This window comes from Oceanobacillus picturae (genome assembly GCF_000612865.1).
In the GTDB taxonomy this organism is placed as follows: domain Bacteria; phylum Bacillota; class Bacilli; order Bacillales; family Amphibacillaceae; genus Oceanobacillus_B; species Oceanobacillus_B jordanicus.
On record NZ_CCAX010000003.1, the window covers coordinates 68084 to 88253 of the forward strand.

The 20170-nt window shown below is 40.3% G+C and carries 12 protein-coding genes and 1 pseudogene; 3 read left to right on the forward strand and 10 right to left on the reverse strand.

Annotated elements, in window-relative coordinates; translation table 11 throughout:
• Positions 1-16 precede the first annotated feature (16 nt).
• Positions 17-583 (forward strand): LemA family protein, encoded by a 567-nt coding sequence (locus BN988_RS14840; protein WP_036577691.1) that lies wholly within the window; start codon positions 17-19, stop codon positions 581-583.
• Between the two features lie 134 nt (positions 584-717).
• Here BN988_RS14840 and BN988_RS14845 read toward each other — a convergent pair whose 3' ends face one another.
• From BN988_RS14845 to BN988_RS14870, 6 genes are all read right to left on the reverse strand, one after another.
• Positions 718-1374, reverse strand: a complete 657-nt coding sequence (locus BN988_RS14845; protein ID WP_036577693.1) for a DUF421 domain-containing protein — start codon at positions 1372-1374, stop codon at positions 718-720.
• 70 nt (positions 1375-1444) lie between these two features.
• Entirely contained in the window at positions 1445-3349 is a 1905-nt protein-coding gene (gene asnB / locus BN988_RS14850) for an asparagine synthase (glutamine-hydrolyzing) (protein ID WP_036577695.1), read from the reverse strand.
• 15 nt (positions 3350-3364) lie between these two features.
• Positions 3365-4138, reverse strand: coding sequence for a hypothetical protein (locus BN988_RS14855; protein ID WP_036577697.1), 774 nt, complete (start codon positions 4136-4138; stop codon positions 3365-3367).
• Positions 4128-4661 (reverse strand): RNA polymerase sigma factor, encoded by a 534-nt coding sequence (locus tag BN988_RS14860; protein WP_036578260.1) that lies wholly within the window; start codon positions 4659-4661, stop codon positions 4128-4130. The genes BN988_RS14855 and BN988_RS14860 overlap by 11 nt, the downstream gene beginning before the upstream one ends.
• A gap of 255 nt (positions 4662-4916) precedes the next feature.
• Positions 4917-5453 (reverse strand): hypothetical protein, encoded by a 537-nt coding sequence (locus BN988_RS14865; RefSeq protein ID WP_036577701.1) that lies wholly within the window; start codon positions 5451-5453, stop codon positions 4917-4919.
• An 11-nt stretch (positions 5454-5464) separates the two neighbouring features.
• Positions 5465-6649 carry a ParM/StbA family protein gene (locus tag BN988_RS14870; RefSeq protein WP_036577703.1) on the reverse strand — a complete coding sequence of 395 codons (1185 nt, stop codon included), beginning with the start codon at positions 6647-6649 and terminating at the stop codon, positions 5465-5467.
• A 650-nt stretch (positions 6650-7299) separates the two neighbouring features.
• Here BN988_RS14870 and BN988_RS14875 point away from each other — a divergent pair.
• Positions 7300-8570 (forward strand): annotated as a pseudogene (locus BN988_RS14875) (alanine/glycine:cation symporter family protein).
• 70 nt (positions 8571-8640) lie between these two features.
• Here the strand turns inward: BN988_RS14875 and BN988_RS14880 are convergent.
• A complete protein-coding gene (locus BN988_RS14880; protein WP_036577705.1) occupies positions 8641-10692 on the reverse strand; it encodes a catalase in 2052 nt (683 codons plus the stop codon).
• A 207-nt stretch (positions 10693-10899) separates the two neighbouring features.
• Here BN988_RS14880 and BN988_RS14885 point away from each other — a divergent pair, with 207 nt between their 5' ends.
• Positions 10900-12153 (forward strand): GGDEF domain-containing protein, encoded by a 1254-nt coding sequence (locus tag BN988_RS14885; protein ID WP_036577707.1) that lies wholly within the window; start codon positions 10900-10902, stop codon positions 12151-12153.
• Between the two features lie 82 nt (positions 12154-12235).
• Here BN988_RS14885 and rlmN read toward each other — a convergent pair whose 3' ends face one another.
• The 3 genes from rlmN to gltB all read right to left on the reverse strand — a co-directional run bounded on the left by rlmN (position 12236) and on the right by gltB (position 19803).
• A complete protein-coding gene (gene rlmN, locus BN988_RS14890; RefSeq protein ID WP_036578261.1) occupies positions 12236-13303 on the reverse strand; it encodes a 23S rRNA (adenine(2503)-C(2))-methyltransferase RlmN in 1068 nt (355 codons plus the stop codon).
• 365 nt (positions 13304-13668) lie between these two features.
• Complete coding sequence (locus BN988_RS14895) at positions 13669-15156, reverse strand: glutamate synthase subunit beta (RefSeq protein ID WP_036577708.1); 1488 nt, start codon at positions 15154-15156, stop codon at positions 13669-13671.
• A 33-nt stretch (positions 15157-15189) separates the two neighbouring features.
• Positions 15190-19803 carry a glutamate synthase large subunit gene (gltB, locus tag BN988_RS14900; RefSeq protein WP_036577709.1) on the reverse strand — a complete coding sequence of 1538 codons (4614 nt, stop codon included), beginning with the start codon at positions 19801-19803 and terminating at the stop codon, positions 15190-15192.
• Positions 19804-20170: the final 367 nt, after the last annotated feature.

A 20170-nucleotide genomic window follows, 5' to 3' on the forward strand; every position in this document is an offset into this window, starting at 1 on the left:
AACGAGGAGGGTTTATATGGATACAGGCATGATAATTATTGTAGCGGTAGCGGTTATTTTTATTTTATTTTTTATCTTGAGCTATAACAAGATGAAGAAACAGGAAGTAAATGTGGAAAATGCTTTTAGTGATTTGGATGCTTTTTTAATGAAGCGAGTGGATCAACTGGACAATCTCGTCCAAACAGCTAGAGTTGCAACGGATAAAGAAATGGAAGTATTGAAAGATGTAACAGCGTTAAGAGCAGGTGTCATGAATGCGCCTAATATGAATGAAAAAATTAAAGCGCACAATACCCTTCAGCAAGAAATGCCTAATATTATGATGAACATGGAAAGCTACCCGGAAATCCAGTTTAATGAGAACTACCTGCATATTCAGCGTTCGATTAATAATATCGAAGAACAAATTCAAGCAGCACGTCGCAATTTTAATGCGCATACAGGGAAGTATAATCAGCTGATTTCTACCTTTCCCCGTAATCTTATAGCCGGGGCTTTTGGTTTTACAAAGAAACCTATGTTCGAGACACCGCCCGACAAGAGGGAAAACGTCGACATGAAAGCACTGTTTGATAGATAAGCTACACTGAAAATATATTTTTGACTTTATCTGCGCCCCCCTTAACATTTTAAATTAAACGTTAAGGGGGAACCAATAACACATTATAATCTCATGCTGTTCTTTTATCTGACTCTAATCCTTTAAGAAATTGACTACTGCAACCGTTTTGGCGGTGTATTCTCATGATGCTTATATTCCACTTCCTTGAAAAGCCCCTCTGAATCAACATTAGATTGTTGAACCTGGGCTGATAAAGACGCTAGCTGGTTACGTAGCTGTTCTACTTCCTTCGTTGGCGTCATGGTTTGTAAATAAGTCTTTAAATCATCAGCCAGCTGTTGAAATTCCTTTTTTGTTACTGGCTGTGAATCTGGCTTTAAGGTGAAACCAACCTGGCCATTGGGCTCAAGTGTTGCCCACTGAACGTCATTTATCCGCTGTACGTTCTGTTGGCGCAGATTCATCTCCAATTGATCTACCGTTAACCGTAGCCTCTTCAAACTCGCTTCTTGTATAACCCCATCTTTTATTAAAACCTTGGACTTACCTGTAATAAGATTTTCGAAAAAATCCCCTTTAATTTGGATAAACTCCATCGCAATTAATGTTAAAACAAGAACTGTACCTACACCTAGCGTGGTCCAAATATTCGCCCCAGCAAGTGGCTGAATTAGTAGGGAACCAATCCCAATCATAATAACCGTTTGAGCCAACGTCATTTGTGAGATTGACTTTCTACCTGCTAACCGTAATAAAAAGGTCCCTCCTAATACAATGATAATTGACTTCCAAATCCAGTCGAATTCCATCTAAACAACTCCTATGCCCTTCAATTCTTAGAGTTAGTTTGACACACATCTCTATTATTATGCTGGCATATTAGGAAGTCATCCTAGTAGGCTGCTTAAATTGAGTTTGGGTGCTTACGTCATATTCCTTATCAATAACGACTTGGTGCCACTGCATGAACATTAGAATTGTCCATAGCTTGCGAGAATAATCCCTTCTCCCGGTAGCATGACAATCCAATAACTCCATGGCAACCTGCTTCCTTAGCAAGTGATCTGTTTCGCTTTCATTAATAAGCATTTTAGCCCAATCATACAGTTCGTTTCTTAACCATTCCCTGATTGGCACAGGAAATCCTAATTTTCTTCGATCCACTACATGTTCTGGAACAATTCCCTCGGCTGCTTTTCTTAGGATTGATTTAGTGGTGCCAGATGTAAAGTTGGTTTCCACCGGTAGACATCTTGCAATCTCGAATACTTCCCTATCTAAAAATGGAACCCGAAGTTCAAGCGAATGTGCCATTGTCATTTTATCTGCTTTCAGCAAAATATCACCAGGAAGCCATGTGTGTATATCGATATACTGCATCTGATGAACCTTATGGGAATTTTGCACATTTTGATACAGTGGGGAGGTCCAATTTTCATACCTCGATTCTTTATAATAGTATTGAAGTAATTGCTCCTTATCCGCTTCCTCAAACATTTTGGCATTCCCAATGTACCTTTTTTCAAGTGGTGTCGTTCCACGTTCTAGAAAGCTTTTGCCTTTCGCCCCTTCTGGGAAAATAGACGCTAGCCAATTTAAGAGATGGAGCAGTTTCTTTGGCATATAATCAAAGCCCTTTAAAGATGCGGATTCGCGGTAAATGTTGTAGCCACCAAAAAGCTCATCTGCCCCTTCACCAGAAAGAACTGCCTTCACATGCTTCCCCGCCTCTTGGGCAACAAAATAAAGCGGTACACAAGCCGGATCTGCCAATGGGTCATCCATGTGCCACATTATCTTAGGCAGTGCATTCACATATTCTTCTGCCGTGATATGATAGCTGGAATTTTGTACCCCCAATGCTTCGGCACTTCTTTCTGCAACAGAAACCTCGGAGTAACCGTTCTCCTTAAACCCTACCGAAAAAGTTTTAATGTGTGGATTAATTTCTTTTGCAAGTGCAACAATAAAAGTCGAATCGATGCCGCCAGATAAAAAGGCTCCCAGTGGCGCATCACTTTGCATATGTTTTTCAACGGAGTCAATTAGCACGTCTCGGACACAACGAATAATTTGCTGTTCATTCCCTATTACCGGCTCAAAAGTTGCATGAAAATAACGTTGTTTTTTAATAGGCTCTTTCCATTCTTTTATAAAATAGTGCCCCGGCTCTAAACGTTTCACCCCTTCTGTTAGACTCATCGGATCTGGTACATACTGAAATGACATATAATGTTGTAATGCTCTTTCATTTATTGCTTGCTGTTGAGATAAATAGGTAATGCTCTTTTTTTCGGATGCCAGTATAAGCTCGCTGTCACTCTCCGTATAGTAGAATGGTTTAATTCCAAAGGCGTCTCTTGCACCATATATTACTTTTTCTTGTCTATCCCATATTAAAATCGAAAACATTCCCCGTAATTCTACAAAAGCATCTACTCCCTTATCTAAAAACATTGCACCAACTACCTCTGTATCTGACTTTGTAATAAACTCATATCCTTTTTCCTCAAGTTGTGAGCGTAATTGTTTAAAGTTATAAATTTCACCATTAAAGACCATACGATAGCGATCTTCTCCAAATGCCCATGGTTGTTGGCCACCTTCATGATCAATTATACTTAATCGCTTAAATGAGAGGGCTATAGTAGAATCGGAATAGAATCCATCCTCATCAGGGCCACGATGGTGAATCAGGTCGCTACTAGCCTTGATTTCGTCTAAATGATCTGGGCTAAATTGTAGTGCATCCTCTTTTAATAAAATCCCAACAAAACCACACATGTTAACACTCCTCTTCTATTCCACTATTTCAAAGCTCTCCAGCATATAATGAAAACGTGCTCCGTGACCTTCTTCCGCCTCAAGGAAATATGCCTGTTTAATAACAAACACTTGGTTTTCTCTTGTTTCTGTCACATAGTATCGGTGAATTGGTGTATCCCATTGATGTCCTGTTTTGCCAGATTCGTTCGTTGTTTCCTTCCCCATCCCTTGAATTACTTCTGCTTCAAGCGGCTCTGTTACATGTTCCTGCCTAACTACTTCTAATCCGTCAGCTGTTATTTCTTGTTCGATATCTTCCAAAACGTCTTCCGTTGTCGTATTCTCTCTTCGGCTAATCTCCATATAAACATCGGGATAACGATCACCTAACGGCTCTTTTGTTTCGATACGGTCAACTTCCTCTCCTTTAACCATTTTGTATCGGTCTTCGTCGACATAGATGACATAGCGCAATGCTTCATTCGTTTCCAGTTGGGTATTGCTCTCTTCCTTTTGACCTTCTATTTCAATTTCTTCCTGTTTTTCCTCAACAAACATATCTTTCAAATTTTGGAGCATCGCCTGGCCAGTATCTGTCATAAGCCCGAACGTAAGGAGTATAATTGCTGCTGCTATAGTACCTAATGCCGCAACGAAGCTTTTCTTCTTCGATTTGCTTGGGCGTTTAGCTTCAAATATAGTTTGATGAATTTTGTTCCATGTTTCTTCTTTTAGTTCGGAATCAACGTGAATACGTTTTTGCATTTCTTCTCGCAATTTATCATCAAATTGTTGTTTATTCCTCATCTGCGACACCCCCCATTAACGTTTTCAGCTTCCTTCGCGCTTTATACAGTCGTGATTTAACAGTATTTAGATTCAACTCAAGAATTTCCGCTATTTCCTTTTCTGTAAAATCGTTCAGGTATTTTAATATGAGTACAGTACGGTGGTTTTCTTCCAGTTTATCCATCGCATTTTCGAGATCCTCAAAATCCACTTCATCTTCTGCGCCTGTATGCAAATAATCAAGTAATTCTTCTGATTCCACACTGATTGCCTGCTTTGCCTTTTTTCCAATATACCGCCTTGCCTCGTTTACTAATAATTGATAAAACCATGGCTTAAATGGCCTTTTCATATCGAATAAGTGTATGTTTCGGTATAATTTAATAAAAACTTCTTGCACAATATCAGCCGCGTCAGCCTGGTTTCCGGTAATGCCATACGCTGTCCGGAGGGAGTAGTCGGCATACACGTCATACAATTTCTTAAACGCTCGCTGATCGCCTTTTTTAATCTTCTTTATGAGCTTGCTTTCTTTATCCATCAACAGCGCCAATCCTCCTTTTAAATAACGTTATACTCTATATACCTTAAAAATCTCACAAAAGTTTTCGCAGATAGCTTATTTATTATATTTTTCATTATGAAAATGAATGTATTAACCTATTTGTGGTTATCACATTTGCTCTTCTTTTAGCAATCGTGTACGCGTCCCCAACACCTAGGGCTATTAAATTGTATACTTTCCGAGCACAAAAAAACTGCCATAATAAGTATGCTCACTTATCATGACAGCTTTCTATTTATTCATACTGGCAAAGAAGTCACCTAAGGGATTTTCCTCTTCTTGCTCTTGCTTCACACTCTCTGTTGGCTCTATCTCCAAGCCATCTATATCGACATCATCTAAGTCAAACTCCACGTTTTCCGGAATCTGGAACTCTTCTTTCTCCGTTTGCTCCTTGGCCTCATACGTAGGTGGTTCTTTATCTAGATCATAAGCGTCTCTGTTAAGTGAAGCAAGCAAGGTTGTAGCACGCATTGGATCACTTAATAACTGATAGATAAGACTTCCGATCAGCGCTTCCGAATGTTCATGCTTAAGCCAGCTTTTTTGTTCTTTTGTTAGCTTTTGGGGGAGGGGAACGGTAATGGTTTCCCGCTCCCTTGTATGATCCTCATTTAGCCCCTTTAAGACAAATTGCGCAATTTCACTTGAAAAGTTTCTGCGCGCTGTTTCTTTTAATTGTTGAAGCTGCTTTAAAAGATAATCAGGTGTATCAGAAGGCACACGGAATGTGATCGACTGCCCTCTTTCAATTGTTTTCTTTGTCATGCACACTCACCCTACTTAGCTTTAGCTGTGGTAGTTGTCTCTTCTTTTACTTTCTCTTTTTCTTTTTCTGCTTTTCTCGCAAAGTCTGTAACTAGCTTGTAGTAAGCATTTGCCATCATCCAGATACTCTCATTTTCATCTTCAAAAAACTCGATATTGTACCCATCAAGCTTATTATTTAATGCTTTCAGATAATCTTTAAGGACAGCAGATCCGCCTCCAACAAAATAGCAAATCTCGGATTGAGAATTTTTTGCCCATACATTACGGAGGAATCTATATTCTTTCTTGGCGAGTTCAAGCAAAATGTGATCTGTAATATCATGCACATTTGTTCTGCTTCCCTTTACCATAATATGGTGTCTGTCATTATTTCTGGTTATAATGTCCACCACATCTCTACGGCTGTCCAGTTCTACACCATGTTTAATCCGTATTTCTTCGCGAATTTGCTCCAATGACTCGGATACCCCTAGATTAAAGCCTTGTGCTTTATCATCATCCACATTACGATTGCGGATAACCGCAATATCTGTTGATAAACCACCAATATCCTGAATAAGAATCTGTTTATCAATTAATTCCTTGTTGATAACGTTAAGATCGTTATCCATGATGAGGTTAACATAGGCAGCGAAGCCTTCAGGATATACCTTTACTTCATCAAATTTGATGTTTACTTTTTTACCTTGATGTTTAGGTGTAATTAAAAATTCAATTTGATGCACGGAACCTAGGAGCTGGGATCTGTAGCCAACATCCTTTCCTTCTTTTACTTCACGCAATGGTAATCCAGTACCAAGCGTGTAGTTGGCATCTATGACATCGTTTTTGCCTGCTTTGAATGCACCTGATTCTACTGCATCCAACGCTAGAGAGGCAAATAGCATTACAAGTGTTTGATCCTCTTCGGATTTATTACTTCCAATGTCCAGCTCTGTTGAGTTATTTGTTTTTGTAGCTAAATTACCAACACGATAAACGACGTTGTTCTCCTCTAGGGCAGGGGAGTGTACACGTATATGTAAATTATCTAATACATCTTTTTCATCCAATTCTTCTATTCCGATAACTGGACGGTCCTCCATGTCCTGTGCAACCACATTTGGAATATAGACGTCATTCTCCATTTTTCCAAAGTTTGCTTTCAAGGCATCATTTCCTACATCCACTGCTGCAATTCTTGATTTTGTCATAATAGAAAATCTCCTTTTTATATAGATAGGAAAATATAATTGTAAGACTAGCAAGTTCACCGCTTCCACATTACTTAATGGCCGATCTCGCTTTTCCTTGTCTAGCTCGGTCGCCCAGCAATTTGCATACTTCGATCTTCTTCCTTCAATAAGTCAACCTCGCTTCTCTTCGTTCCGCGGGTTTCCTTTATCTCCTCAGCAGCTCTCCAGTATGTCCATTGCTTAACGGGCTTCTCGCTTTTCATATTACATTAACCGTAATTACTAGGTTAATAGTTTTTTTGGAAAATAGCAATCCTACTATTTTCGCATTCTTTTATGTATACATGTGTGCATTTTTGCATTCGTTGTTATATCAGCTTGCAAGCTAGTTTGTATACATGTTTACATTATTGTTTTCTTTTGTATACATATTTGTATACATGTTTACAGATAACGCACACATCGAATCTTAGGTAAATTGATGACTAACTTTTAGCATGAGCGGGTATCGGAGAAAAACAAATTTAAAAATTGGAGATGACAACATGACAGGATTTGAAGATTTAATCGCAACCATATCCGATTTCTTTTGGACTTATGTATTATCCTTTCTCTTAATCATTACAGGGTTAGTTTACACCTTCCGTTTAAAGTTCTTTCAATTTCGGATGTTTGGACACATCATTAGCAAGACAATTGGACAAGTATTTAAAAAGAACAAACACAAGGGAACCATTACCCCTTTTCAAGCATTCACTTCTGCTCTCGCGTCAACAGCCGGTGCTACAAACATCGTTGGTGTTCCATAGCCATTTCACCCGGGGGACCGGGTGCACTTTTTTGGATGTGGATGGTAGCCTTAATAGGAATGGCTACGAGGTATAGTGAGATTGTGCTTGGTATGAAATACAGAGAGAAAAATGAAGAAGGTGAGTGGGTAGGTGGCCCGCAGTACTATATACGGAAAGCTTTAGGCTGGAAAGTAGTCGCCACCTTATTTGCAGTGTTTTTAATGCTAGAAATTATTCCTAGCGTTATGGTACAGTCAAATTCGATAGCTACACAGCTTCAAGGGGCATTTAATTGGCCAGTACAAGCAACAGGCATCGGAGTACTTCTTGTAATTGGCGTCATTATCATTGGTGGCATAAAAAGGATTGCCAACGTTACCGATAAACTTGTTCCTTTTATGGTTTTGGCGTATCTAACTCTAGCTTTAATTGTTATTATCGCAAATGCGGACCAGCTAGGAACTGTGTTTAGCTTAATTTTCACCCATGCATTTACCCCAATCTCTGCAACAGGAGGTTTTGCCGGTGCTGCAATCGCTCAGGCCATTCGCTGGGGGATCGCTCGCGGGTTGTACTCCAATGAAGCTGGTTTAGGTACTGGGCCTATCGCACATGCTCCTGCACAGACAGATCACCCTTCGAAACAAGCTTTCTGGGGAGTCTTTAGTGTTTTTATTGATACCATCGTCATATGTACGGTATCTGGTATCCTTGTCCTCATCACAGGTGCATGGACAAAAGTAGAATCAGCAAATGCCTCTAGCATGATTACCGTTGCCTTTTCCGATTTCTATGGAACAACATTTGGTGGCATATTTGTTGCTATATTCCTATTGTTCTTTGTTATTACAACGATTGGGATTCTCATATTCTTTGGAGAAAAACAGGCAGAATTCTTATCAGGATTAACCGCCGCGAAATCGATGCGTATTGTATACCTTGTGGCAATATATATTGGAGCAATTGGTGGCTTGCAATTTGTTTGGCAATTCCTTGATCTAATGCTCGCCTTTGTTGTCATCTTTAACGTGATACCAATGCTTTTCCTTAGCAAAGAAGTTAAAGCCATTACCGACGACTATGTTTACCGCTTATATAAGAAGAATGGCGGTGAACCTAGCGTAACCCTCTTTACAGACAAAGAATAACGCCATAAAAAAAGGTTCCAGTTATCACCTTATGATAACTGGAACCTTTTTTATCTCCTAGATTTTATCTTTATCCTACATCTCTTTCCCAGAAACGGTGTTGTTTTACAGCCTCTGTAAACCGAGAAACAAAGCTCTCCGTGGAATCTTCTGTAATTACACCAGCAGCTATAGAGGAGATACCGAGGTGTTTTAAGAGTTCCTCTCCGTCATGTGTAGCACCAATTGGCTTGAAATGGGAGTAGGCTTCTTTCATAAAGTATCCGGCCTTGTCCTGGAAGGTTTTGTCTTGCCCGGCCCCACCAGCTACATACACGGCGTCATATAGTACAGAATCTACTGTCAGGAAAGTGTTATCCACTTCAAACTGAGGACCTTTGTCTGTTTTCAACTTTCCTAGTTTCGAAGCAATGATTTCTGGTTCCATCCCCTGCTTCTTCAATTGCTGTACGATATTGTTTACCACCTCACCGTTATAGCCTTCATCTAGTAACACAGCGATTTTACGTGTTGCCACGGATTTTGTACTGTTTTCCTGACTTAAGGCTGGAGATACCTTTGTTACTTCTGATCCACCCTCTGTAGGTTCCTTTACTCCTATGTTGTCCGCAATTTCTCTAGCCATATCTAGATTAACATTTGCAAACATATCTACTACTTGCTGCTGAACATCTTTGCTTTGCACCTTCCCAAGCTCAAAGCAAAAAGCCTCTATGATATGTTCCTTTTCAGGTTTACTCATGCTATTCCAGAATAATGTAGCCTGTGAGAAATGATCCTTAAAACTATTGCTCCTTGCCTTCACCTTTCTTCCTTCCATCTTCTCTTGGTAATGTTCATAGCCACCCTCTTTTGGTGCTACGGTCTCCGGAGTATTATTAGCAAGGCTGTTTTTATGATAACTTACTTGGCCTTTATTAATTGTGTGTCTGCCGTATCCATCCCGCTGATTATTATGAAAAGGACACACCGGTCGATTAATAGGCAGTTCATGAAAGTTAGGTCCTCCAAGACGTATTAACTGTGTATCTGTATAGGAGAATAACCTCCCTTGTAGTAATGGATCGTTGGTAAAATCAATCCCCGGAACAACATGCCCCGGATGGAAGGCAACCTGTTCTGTCTCGGCAAATACATTGTCGACATTCCGATTTAAAGTCATCTTACCAATGATTTTTACTGGAACATCTTCTTCTGGCCAAATCTTTGTTGGGTCAAGAATATCAAAATCAAACGAAAACTCTTCTTCTTCAGGGATAACTTGGACTCCAAATTCAAACTCTGGATAATTGCCACTTTCAATTGCATCGTATAAATCAGCACGATGGAAGTCAGGGTTCTTCCCATTAATCTTCTGTGCCTCATCCCAAACGGTTGAATGAATTCCCAATTTTGGCTTCCAATGAAACTTCACAAAGTGCGCTTTTCCTTCCTCATTCACAAAACGGAAAGTATGTACTCCAAACCCTTCCATCATGCGAAAGCTTCTCGGGATTGCCCGATCTGACAAATGCCACATAATCATATGTGCTGTTTCTTGATTGTTTGCTACAAAGTCCCAAAATGTATCGTGTGCAGAAGCTGCCTGCGGTATCCCGTTATGCGGTTCTGGTTTCACGGCATGAATTAAATCCGGAAACTTCACTGCATCCTGAATAAAAAATACAGGAATGTTATTTCCCACAAGGTCATAATTTCCTTCTTCTGTGTAAAATTTGGTTGCAAATCCACGAACATCCCTTGCCAGTTCACCAGAACCCTTAGATCCGGCTACAGTCGAATATCTAACAAAGACCGGCGTCTTAGAACCCGGTTCCTGCAAGAACTTAGCTTTTGTATAAGGTTTCATTGATTCATATAATTCAAATTCCCCGTGTGCTGCGTAGCCTCGTGCATGCACAATTCGCTCCGGAATACGCTCATGGTCAAAGTGTGTCATCTTCTCACGGAAATGAAAATCTTCCATTAGCGTGGGACCTCTTTCACCTGCTTTAAGAGAGAACTCATCTTCAGCTACTTTCAATCCTTGATTTGTAGTTAGCACTTTTCCTTTGTCGTCTACTCGGTATTCTTCCAGTTGCTCATTTTTACTGTTGCCATCTACTTTACGTTTATCACTCATGCGACTTAGCCTCCTCAAATAATAGTTAATGATGTAATGTAACTAGACTCTCCCCTAAACTCTACCCGGATGATAATCTTGATAAACAACAAGGCTGTCCTACTAATAAATAATTATGATAATATTTTGAACATATTGGAAAAAAATGTGCTAATATTATAGTGAAAGTAGGATTTTATGCCTACGTTCTAGAAAGGAAGATTAGGTATGCGACTGAAACTATTTATAATAAGTATTTTCATTGTTTCATTGATTGTCGCACTATTTTATGGTGAGATTATAATTAGTAAAGCCTTGTTTTTTAAAGCAATTCTATTATATTGGCTTTTTTCTACACTTTACTCCAACCTAACTATTGTTGTTAAAAAAGGAAAAGTAAATATGGACTACGGCATCTCTTATGGTCTATCCTTTGGATTATTGGCAGGTCCACTTGGCCTGTTCATTTTTGAATTTGTTCAACGCTTTATCGTCTATTTTAATCGCAAATACTCCAACACCGCTGATTTTGATGAATTTCTACATACTTTTTACAATATTGGAGCATTTACTTTAAATAACTCTATTGCGTTTTTCCTATTCCAAGCCTTGTATCCTTCGTTTCAAGCTATTCCTTTTGGATTCTGGTTATTAGTTATTTTACTTGTAATTGTGGTCTCTCTACTATCTGATCTATATTTAATTACTATATTTTCTTTCACTGGCGATATTACTTCAAAAAAAGAAGCATGGGACTTTTTAAGAAGCCGCAGCATGCTCGACATGGGGAAAACAGCATTCTCAAATGGATTGCTTGTCCTGCTTCTCATGGAACAACAATGGGAAATGGTAATTGCTCTATTTATTTTGAACTATCTCGTCAGTCGCTCTTTCATGGTAAAATCTCAAACGATTCAGCATAAATTGGAACGGGATCAATTTGAACAAATGGCGTATACTGATTTCTTAACAGGGGTGCATAATCGCACCTATATGGATAAAATTATGCAAGAACTGAATAAAAGCGGTGAATGTATTGGGGTACTTGTTTCGGATATCGATACATTTAAACGAATTAATGATACGTATAATCATGCGGTAGGAGACCACGTGATTCAGCATTATGCCACTACATTGCAGAGCAATCTTCAGGGAAGTGATTGTTTAATAAGGAGTGGTGGCGAAGAGTTTACCATCTTCCTTAGGCACCGCTCATACCAACAATGTGTGGAGCTTTTGGAAAAAATACGACTGGATGTCGAGTGCAGCCCGGTCCAGACAGAATACAAGTCAGATCAGCTAGCCATCAACTATACTGCCTCATTTGGACTATATTATTATAAAACAGGGGCTGAAACAGAAATAAAACGAGCCTACGTCTACGCAGATGATTTACTGCTACAGTCAAAAGAAACGGGGAAAAATCGGGTCACTGCAAAAAATGGTACAGCTACCCTGCCATTATCCGCTAGGTTTAAATAAGTAATGAATCGCCTTATGCTCAATCATACTAAAAAACCTGAACCGACACTAATTAGGCCGGTTCAGGTTTTTCCTTATATCCTTATACTACGTTCGTTTTCTTTATTTGCTTACTTCGTAGCTGTCCACAGGCTGCATCGATGTCTGCGCCATTTTCCCAACGAACACCACAGTTGATTCCCTTTTCCTTCAAGGTTTCAAAGAATGCTTGAATAGTAGCAGATTCACTGCGCTGATATTGGTTATGCTCATCAACAGAGTTATATGGAATCAAGTTAACATAGGCCAAATGGCGATGGTTGTAAAGTAACTTTGCCAGTTGCTCCGCTTCTTCTTTATGGTCATTAACATCCCGTAGCATGATGTATTCGTAAGTTATACGGCGATTGGTTTTTTCCAGGTAATAATCTACAGATTTCATCAGCTTTTCAATTGGGAATGCTTTATTTATCTTCATAATTCTGGTTCTTAGCTCATTATTTGGAGCGTGGATCGAGATAGCAAGATTTACTTGAATACCTGTGTCGGCAAATTCATAAATTTTATGGGCAAGTCCACTAGTCGATACAGTGATATGGCGTGCACCAATATTTAATCCTCTATCGTCATTTACGACATATAGGAAGTCCATTAGATTTGTGAAGTTATCAAAAGGCTCGCCGATTCCCATTACGACGATATGACTAACTCTGTCCCCGTCTCCACGTTCATCCAAATGCTTCTGTACGTTCATGATTTGCTCAACAATTTCCCCGCTTGTTAAGTCTCTGTTTTTTCTTAGCAGTCCGCTTGCACAAAACGTGCAACCGATATTACAGCCGACCTGTGTCGTAACACAAACAGATAAACCATAATTGAAACGCATTAACACGGTTTCAATCAGATTGCCATCTGCTAGTTTAAACAGAAATTTAATGGTTCCATCCTTCGATTCTTGCTTAATTTCTTCGTCTAAAGTATGCAGGACAAAATGTTTTTCTAATAGCTCAATGGTCTGTTTGTTCACATTTTTCATTTCAGAAAACTGACTAACGCGTTTTTTATAGAGCCAGTTCCAAACTTGGTCAACTCGGAACCGTTGTTGACCACGTTCCATTAACCAATCAGATAATTGATCATATGTCAGTCCATAAATGGATTGTTTACTCATTTTTATATTTACCCTCATTTCCAGTAACTCCTCTTCAGAGAAGAGAATTTACTTAAAAAGCATTGCAAATTACTTACCATACTATATTACTTCATGTCACTATCTCTTGCAAACCCAATTGAAGGAATGTTACTCCTTATGTCACAAGTTGTCAAGCTAGAACCAAAAGAACTCGGACATAACTAAAGTATCAATGCTTAAATGCGAATAATACTTCTAGCATCACTTTGGCAGAACGCTCCGCTTTCTGCCTACGCTTAAATAAAAAATAACCCGAACTAAGCAATCCTTCATTCAAGGATTTACATAATAGTTCGGGTTTTCATGTAGCTAAAGTACTTTTGGCCAAGCCTATTTGTGTATGTTTATGGTAAAACTGTTTCTCCCATTAGGTAACGATCACATTCTCTTGCCACTTCTCTGCCTTCGTTTATAGCCCAAACAATGAGGCTTTGACCGCGACGCATGTCACCAGCAGCAAAAACGCCATCTACGTTCGTAGTGTATTCACCATACGTTGCTTTCACTGTAGATCTAGCTGTTGTCTCAACTTCCATTTGGCTAATAAGGTCTTGCTCAGGTCCCTTAAAGCCGATGGCAATTAATACGAGGTCCGCTGGCCAGACTTTTTCTGTCCCTGGGATTTCCTCCCTTACTTTGTTGCCATTTTCATCGAAACGTAGCTTCACATTGATCGTATGGACTTCTTTAATATGTCCCGTTTCATCACCCACAAATTTCTTTGTCATGACAGCAAAGGCACGAGGGTCCTCACCAAGTACACTTGATGCTTCCTTATGTCCATATTCTACACGATGTATTGTCGGGTACTGAGGCCATGGGTTCGTTTCGATATCCCTAACCAGCCCTTTTTTATCGTATATATCAAATTGTGTGAGACTCTTGCAATTATGTCTGACAGAGGTTGCCAGGCAATCTGTTCCTGTATCCCCACCGCCGATTACAATCACATTTTTATCTTCAGCTGATATATAGTTTTCATCCTCCAAATTAGAGTCAAGGAGGCTCTTCGTATTAGCATGTAGGAAATCCATTGCTGGATGTACGCCCTTTAAAGAACTTCCTTCTACTTGGATATCACGGTGCACGGTGGCTCCTCCGCAAAGGATGGTAGCATCAAAAGATTCCTTAAGTTCCTGCACCGAAATGTCTTTCCCAACCTCCGTATTCGTAATAAACGTGATCCCTTCTTCTTCTAAAATAGAGACACGGCGCTTTACGACATCATAGGAGAGCTTCATTTCCGGAATACCATAAGTCAATAACCCGCCGACACGGTCGTTTCTTTCAAAAACCGTTACCGTGTGTCCAGCTTTATTAAGTTGCGCTGCAGCAGCCAGACCAGCTGGTCCTGAACCGATTACAGCCACCTTTTTACCGGTACGTTTTTCTGGAGGCGTAGCTACAACCCAGCCTTCTTCAAAGCCCTTCTCAATAATGGACCGTTCAATCGTCCTTATTGCAACGGGTGGCTCATTTATCCCTAGTACACATGCCCCTTCACACGGAGCAGGACAAGCCATTCCGGTAAATTCCGGGAAATTATTCATTTCATGCTCTCTTTCCAGTGCTTCCTTCCATTTGCCTTCATAGACTAGATTATTCCATTCAGGGATAAGGTGATAAACTGGACAGCCTGAAGTAACCCCATTTAGCTCTAATCCCACATGGCAGGTAGGGACGCCGCAATCCATGCAACGTGCCCCTTGTACTTGTACTTCCTTTTCTGTCATCGGAATTGTGTAATCGTTCCAATCCTTAATTCGGACCTCCGGATCCCTCTCGTCCCTGACCTTTCTTTCATATTCCATAAAAGCCGTTTGTTTCCCCATCGATAGGTCCTCCTTTTCTATACTTGGAACACGTTATTGCAGAGCGCCTACTGCTGTTACGGTTTTCGTTTTTTCTACTGGCTGCTTACTTTCTTCAAAAGCTGTCATTTCAGCCTCAAACTTGGTTAATCCACTTTCTCTCAATACTTTAATTCGATCTTGGACTTTTACATAAGCTTTTGGAATTACCCGAACAAATTGCGGTATATATTTATCCCAATAGGTTAAAATTCGTTCAGCATGTGAGCTATTCGTGTACAGGACATGTTGTTGAATGTGCTGGTACAATGCATCCAGTTCTTCTTTATCTTTGACTTGCTCTACATTTACGAGCTCTGCATTGACTTTGGTGTGGAAGCTTTCGTCCTCATCGAGAATATACGCAACACCACCTGACATCCCTGCGGCAAAGTTTCTGCCTGCTGTCCCCAGCACAACAACCTTCCCACCTGTCATATACTCACAGCCATGGTCCCCAACACCTTCTACAACGATAGTGGCACCACTGTTTCTTACAGCAAAACGTTCACCTGCTATTCCACGAATGTATGCTTCCCCACGAGACGCACCATAAAATGCCACATTTCCAATAATGGTATTTTTCTCAGGCGGGAATGTCACGATTGGATCTGGATGGACGATAATTTTACCACCAGATAGGCCTTTTCCTACAAAATCATTGGCATCCCCAATTAAACGTAACGTCATTCCAGGCGGGATAAAGGCACCAAAGCTTTGTCCGGCAGATCCATTAAAATTCAGCTTGACTGTATCTTCTGGTAATCCTTCTTCACCGTATAATTTGGTTATTTCGCTACCAAGTAACGTACCGGTAACCCGGTTAATATTTCGGATTGCGGTAGTAAACTCTACAGGTCTCTTTTCTTCAATAGCTTTTCTGCAATTAGGAAGTAACTCTTGGTAGTCCAAAGTTCTCTCAATTCCATGGTCTTGCTTTATAGTCGCATATCTACCTACTTTAGCAGGAAGATCTGGCTGATAGAGTAGTGGGCTAAGGTCGATCCCTTTCGCTTTCCAATGATCAACCGCATCATTCACTTCAAGTACATCTGTACGGCCAATCATTTCATTTATCGTTCTGAAACCAAGCTCTGCCATTAATTCACGTGCCTCTTTAGCAATAAATCGCATGAAATTCGCGACATGCTCAGGGTCTCCCATAAATTTCTTGCGGAGTTCTGGATTTTGTGTGGCAATCCCAACAGGGCATGTATCCATATGGCAAACACGCATCATGACACAACCGAGCACAACGAGCGGAGCTGTTGAAAAACCATACTCCTCTGCTCCAAGCAAAGTGGCAAGCACGACATCGCGGCCTGTCATCATCTTTCCGTCTGTCTCTACCACAATGCGATCACGTAATCCGTTCAGCATTAAGGTTTGGTGGGTTTCAGCAAGGCCAATTTCCCAAGGAAGACCTGTATGCTTCAAACTTGTACGCGGGGCTGCGCCAGTTCCACCGTCATAACCGCTAATTAGAACTAAATCTGCTCTCCCTTTTGCAACACCTGCAGCTATCGTTCCTACACCGACAGCAGATACAAGCTTTACGCTTATTCTGGCATTTGGATTCGTATTTTTTAGGTTATGGATCAGCTCTGCCAAGTCCTCGATAGAGTATATATCGTGATGTGGTGGCGGAGAAATCAACTCAACTCCGGGTGTAGAACCGCGGACTTCAGCAACCCATGGGTATACCTTTTTACCAGGTAAGTGACCACCTTCTCCTGGTTTTGCCCCTTGAGCTATCTTTATTTGAATCTCGTCAGCATTCACAAGATAATGACTATTTACGCCAAACCGACCCGAAGCAACCTGTTTAATCGAGCTTCTTCTGGAATCTCCGTTTTCATCAGGTGTAAAACGATCAGCAGACTCTCCGCCTTCCCCTGTATTACTTCGTCCACCAATTCGGTTCATCGCAATGGCAAGTGCTTCATGCGCTTCCTGACTTATCGAGCCGTAGGACATGGCACCTGTTTTAAATCGTGCACAAATCTCTTCAACTGACTCAACCTCTTCAATTGGGACAGGAGTACGTTTTTTAAATGATAGTAACCCTCGTAGTGACTGAAGATTGTTTGTTTCATCAGTCAAAAGGCTCGTATATTCCTTAAACACATCAAAATTATTGGTACGACAAGCATGCTGAAGTGTATGAATCGTTTTAGGGTTGTATTGGTGATCTTCACCATTTCCTCTATATTGAAATTCGTCACCAGCTTCTAAGGCATAATTGGATCCGCGCGCTTCTTGAAAGGCTTTCTCATGGCGCATGATGGTTTCTTTTTCAATCATGTCCATACCAATTCCACCTAAACGAGAGGCAGTGCCGGTGAAATACCTATCAATTACGTCTGTATGGATACCAACTGCTTCAAAGATCTGCGCTCCACGATAACTTTGGATGGTTGAAATCCCCATTTTCGAAAGGATTTTGATAATACCATCCGTCACAGAGTGAACATACTGTTCCACAGCTTGATTAGGTGTAATAGCCTCTAACTCTTGCTTATCTACTAACTCATGAATAGTATCAAAGGCCAAATATGGATTAATTCCTTCCGCACCATAACCAATTAGTGTCGCAAAGTGATGCACTTCTCTAGGTTCCCCAGATTCTACAAGTAAGCTGACTTTTGTACGTATCCCTCTGCGGATCAAATGGTGATGCAACCCAGATACGGCCAGCAATGCTGGGATAGCAACTTTTCCTTCACTTACTCCTCTGTCGGAAAGAATTAACAGGGTAGTCCCTTCTGCTATTGCTTCATCCGCTTTAATAAATATCTTTTCCATTGCTTGCACAAGGTTTCCCTCTGCTTTACTACGTTTAAATAAAGTGGAAATGGTTGCGGTCTGGAACCCATCAATTTGACGAACTCTTAGTTTCTCCAACTGACCATTCGTCATGATTGGTGTTTCAAGGCGAATATGCTTACAGCTGTCAGCTTGGGGAGCAACCAGATTTCCTTCTGCACCAATTGTTGTTTCGACCATTGTAATGATTTTCTCACGAATAGCATCAATAGGAGGGTTCGTAACCTGGGCAAACAATTGCTTAAAGTAGTTATATAAAAGCTGTGGCTTTTTCGATAGAACAGCAAGCGGCGAATCGTAGCCCATCGAACCAATTGGATCTTTCCCATCTTCAACTAGCGGCTTAATAATTTTATTCAATTCTTCTCTTGTATAACCAAAAGCGAACTGCTGCTCAAGTAACTGCTTCCCCTTATACGATGGTTGGTTATTCGTGACATCAGGGATGTCTTTTAGATCAATTTTATTTTTCAACCATTCCTTGTAAGGTTCTTCTGAGGCAACTTGCATTTTGATTCCTTCATCAGGGACAATAATTCCCTTTTCCAAATCAACAAGAAGCATCTTCCCAGGCTGCAGTCTGTCTTTATACAGAATATCATCTGCGAAAATATCAAGTGCTCCAACCTCGGAGCCTAGCACGATCATCCCACTTTTCGTTACATAATAACGTGCTGGGCGCAAACCATTACGATCAAGACAGGCACCTATCTGGTTACCATCAGTAAACACTAGTGCTGCCGGGCCGTCCCATGGTTCCATTAATGTACTATGGTATTCATAAAAATCACGCTTTTCTTCCTTAATGGACGCATCATTCGCCCATGGCTCAGGTACCATCATCATGGCTGTATGCGCAAGGGATCGTCCTGATAAGTGAAGAAACTCAAATGTATTGTCAAAGATAGAGGAATCACTGCCATCTGCATCAATTACAGGGAGGATTTTTTCCATATCTTCTTCTGAAAAATGCTCTGATGCACATAATTGCTCACGAGCGCGCATCCAATTTACATTCCCCCGCAATGTATTAAATTCTCCATTGTGGATGGTATATCTATTTGGATGTGATCGTTTCCAGCTTGGAAATGTGTTCGTACTAAACCGTGAGTGAACTAGCGCTAATGCTGATTTAAAATCTGGATGATTTAAATCAATATAGAACGCATCCAACTGTTCTGGGATTAACATTCCTTTATAAACAATGGTGCGAGAAGATAAACTACTTATATAAATGTCATCATACTCAGGAATCTTAGCCACTTCCTGTTCGATTCGCTTCCGAATCACATACATTTTTCTTTCAAACGCCATCTGATCCTTAATATCTTCTGACTTCTCAATGAAAATCTGTCGTATAGTTGGTTTACTTTTCGATGCTACTTTTCCGATGAACGATTCATTTGTCGGTACCGGCCTCCAACCAAGAAATGTTTGCCCTTCTTGTTCAATAATCTCTTCAAACAATTCCTTGCTCCGCATCCTTACCTCATGATCCTGTGGAAGAAAAACCATTCCTACTCCATAATCGCCCTTGTTAGGTAACGTAATATTTTCCTTGGCACATTGTTTTTGAAAAAAACGATCTGGGATTTGTGTTAAGATCCCTGCTCCGTCCCCTGTGCTCGTGTCAGCTGACTGCCCACCCCGATGCTCCAAATTACAAAGAATATTTATCGCATTTTGAACAATATTATGTGTTGGTTTACCATTTATATTTGCAATCATCCCTATGCCGCATGCCTCATGCTCAAAATCCGGATGATAAAGTCCCTGCCTTTGCGGGAAGCCATTCCTTGTCATCACAACATCTCCCTTCTATCGTTAAGCGTACATTTTGGTCCTTGAAAAAGTTTATATGGGGGGATCAAACCAGGGTGGTTAGAACATCCGCATTCGCTCATCTTTTAGCGAATATGGAAGTTAAAAATGTTAGCTATGCTGACAGTTCTTATATAGCTAAGATTTTTAACTATTCTAACGTGTAAAAAAGGATAGTAGAAATATCATATCATAAATTACTTTTTAACTCAAAATTCTGATAAGTTATGTTCATGCATTTTTATAAAAATTCAGTAAATGTAAACGCTACCAAATCAGCGTTCTTCTTTTTTATATACGCTTACAATGTATAAAAGACAAGGGTTTTACATTACCACAGGAAAATTCA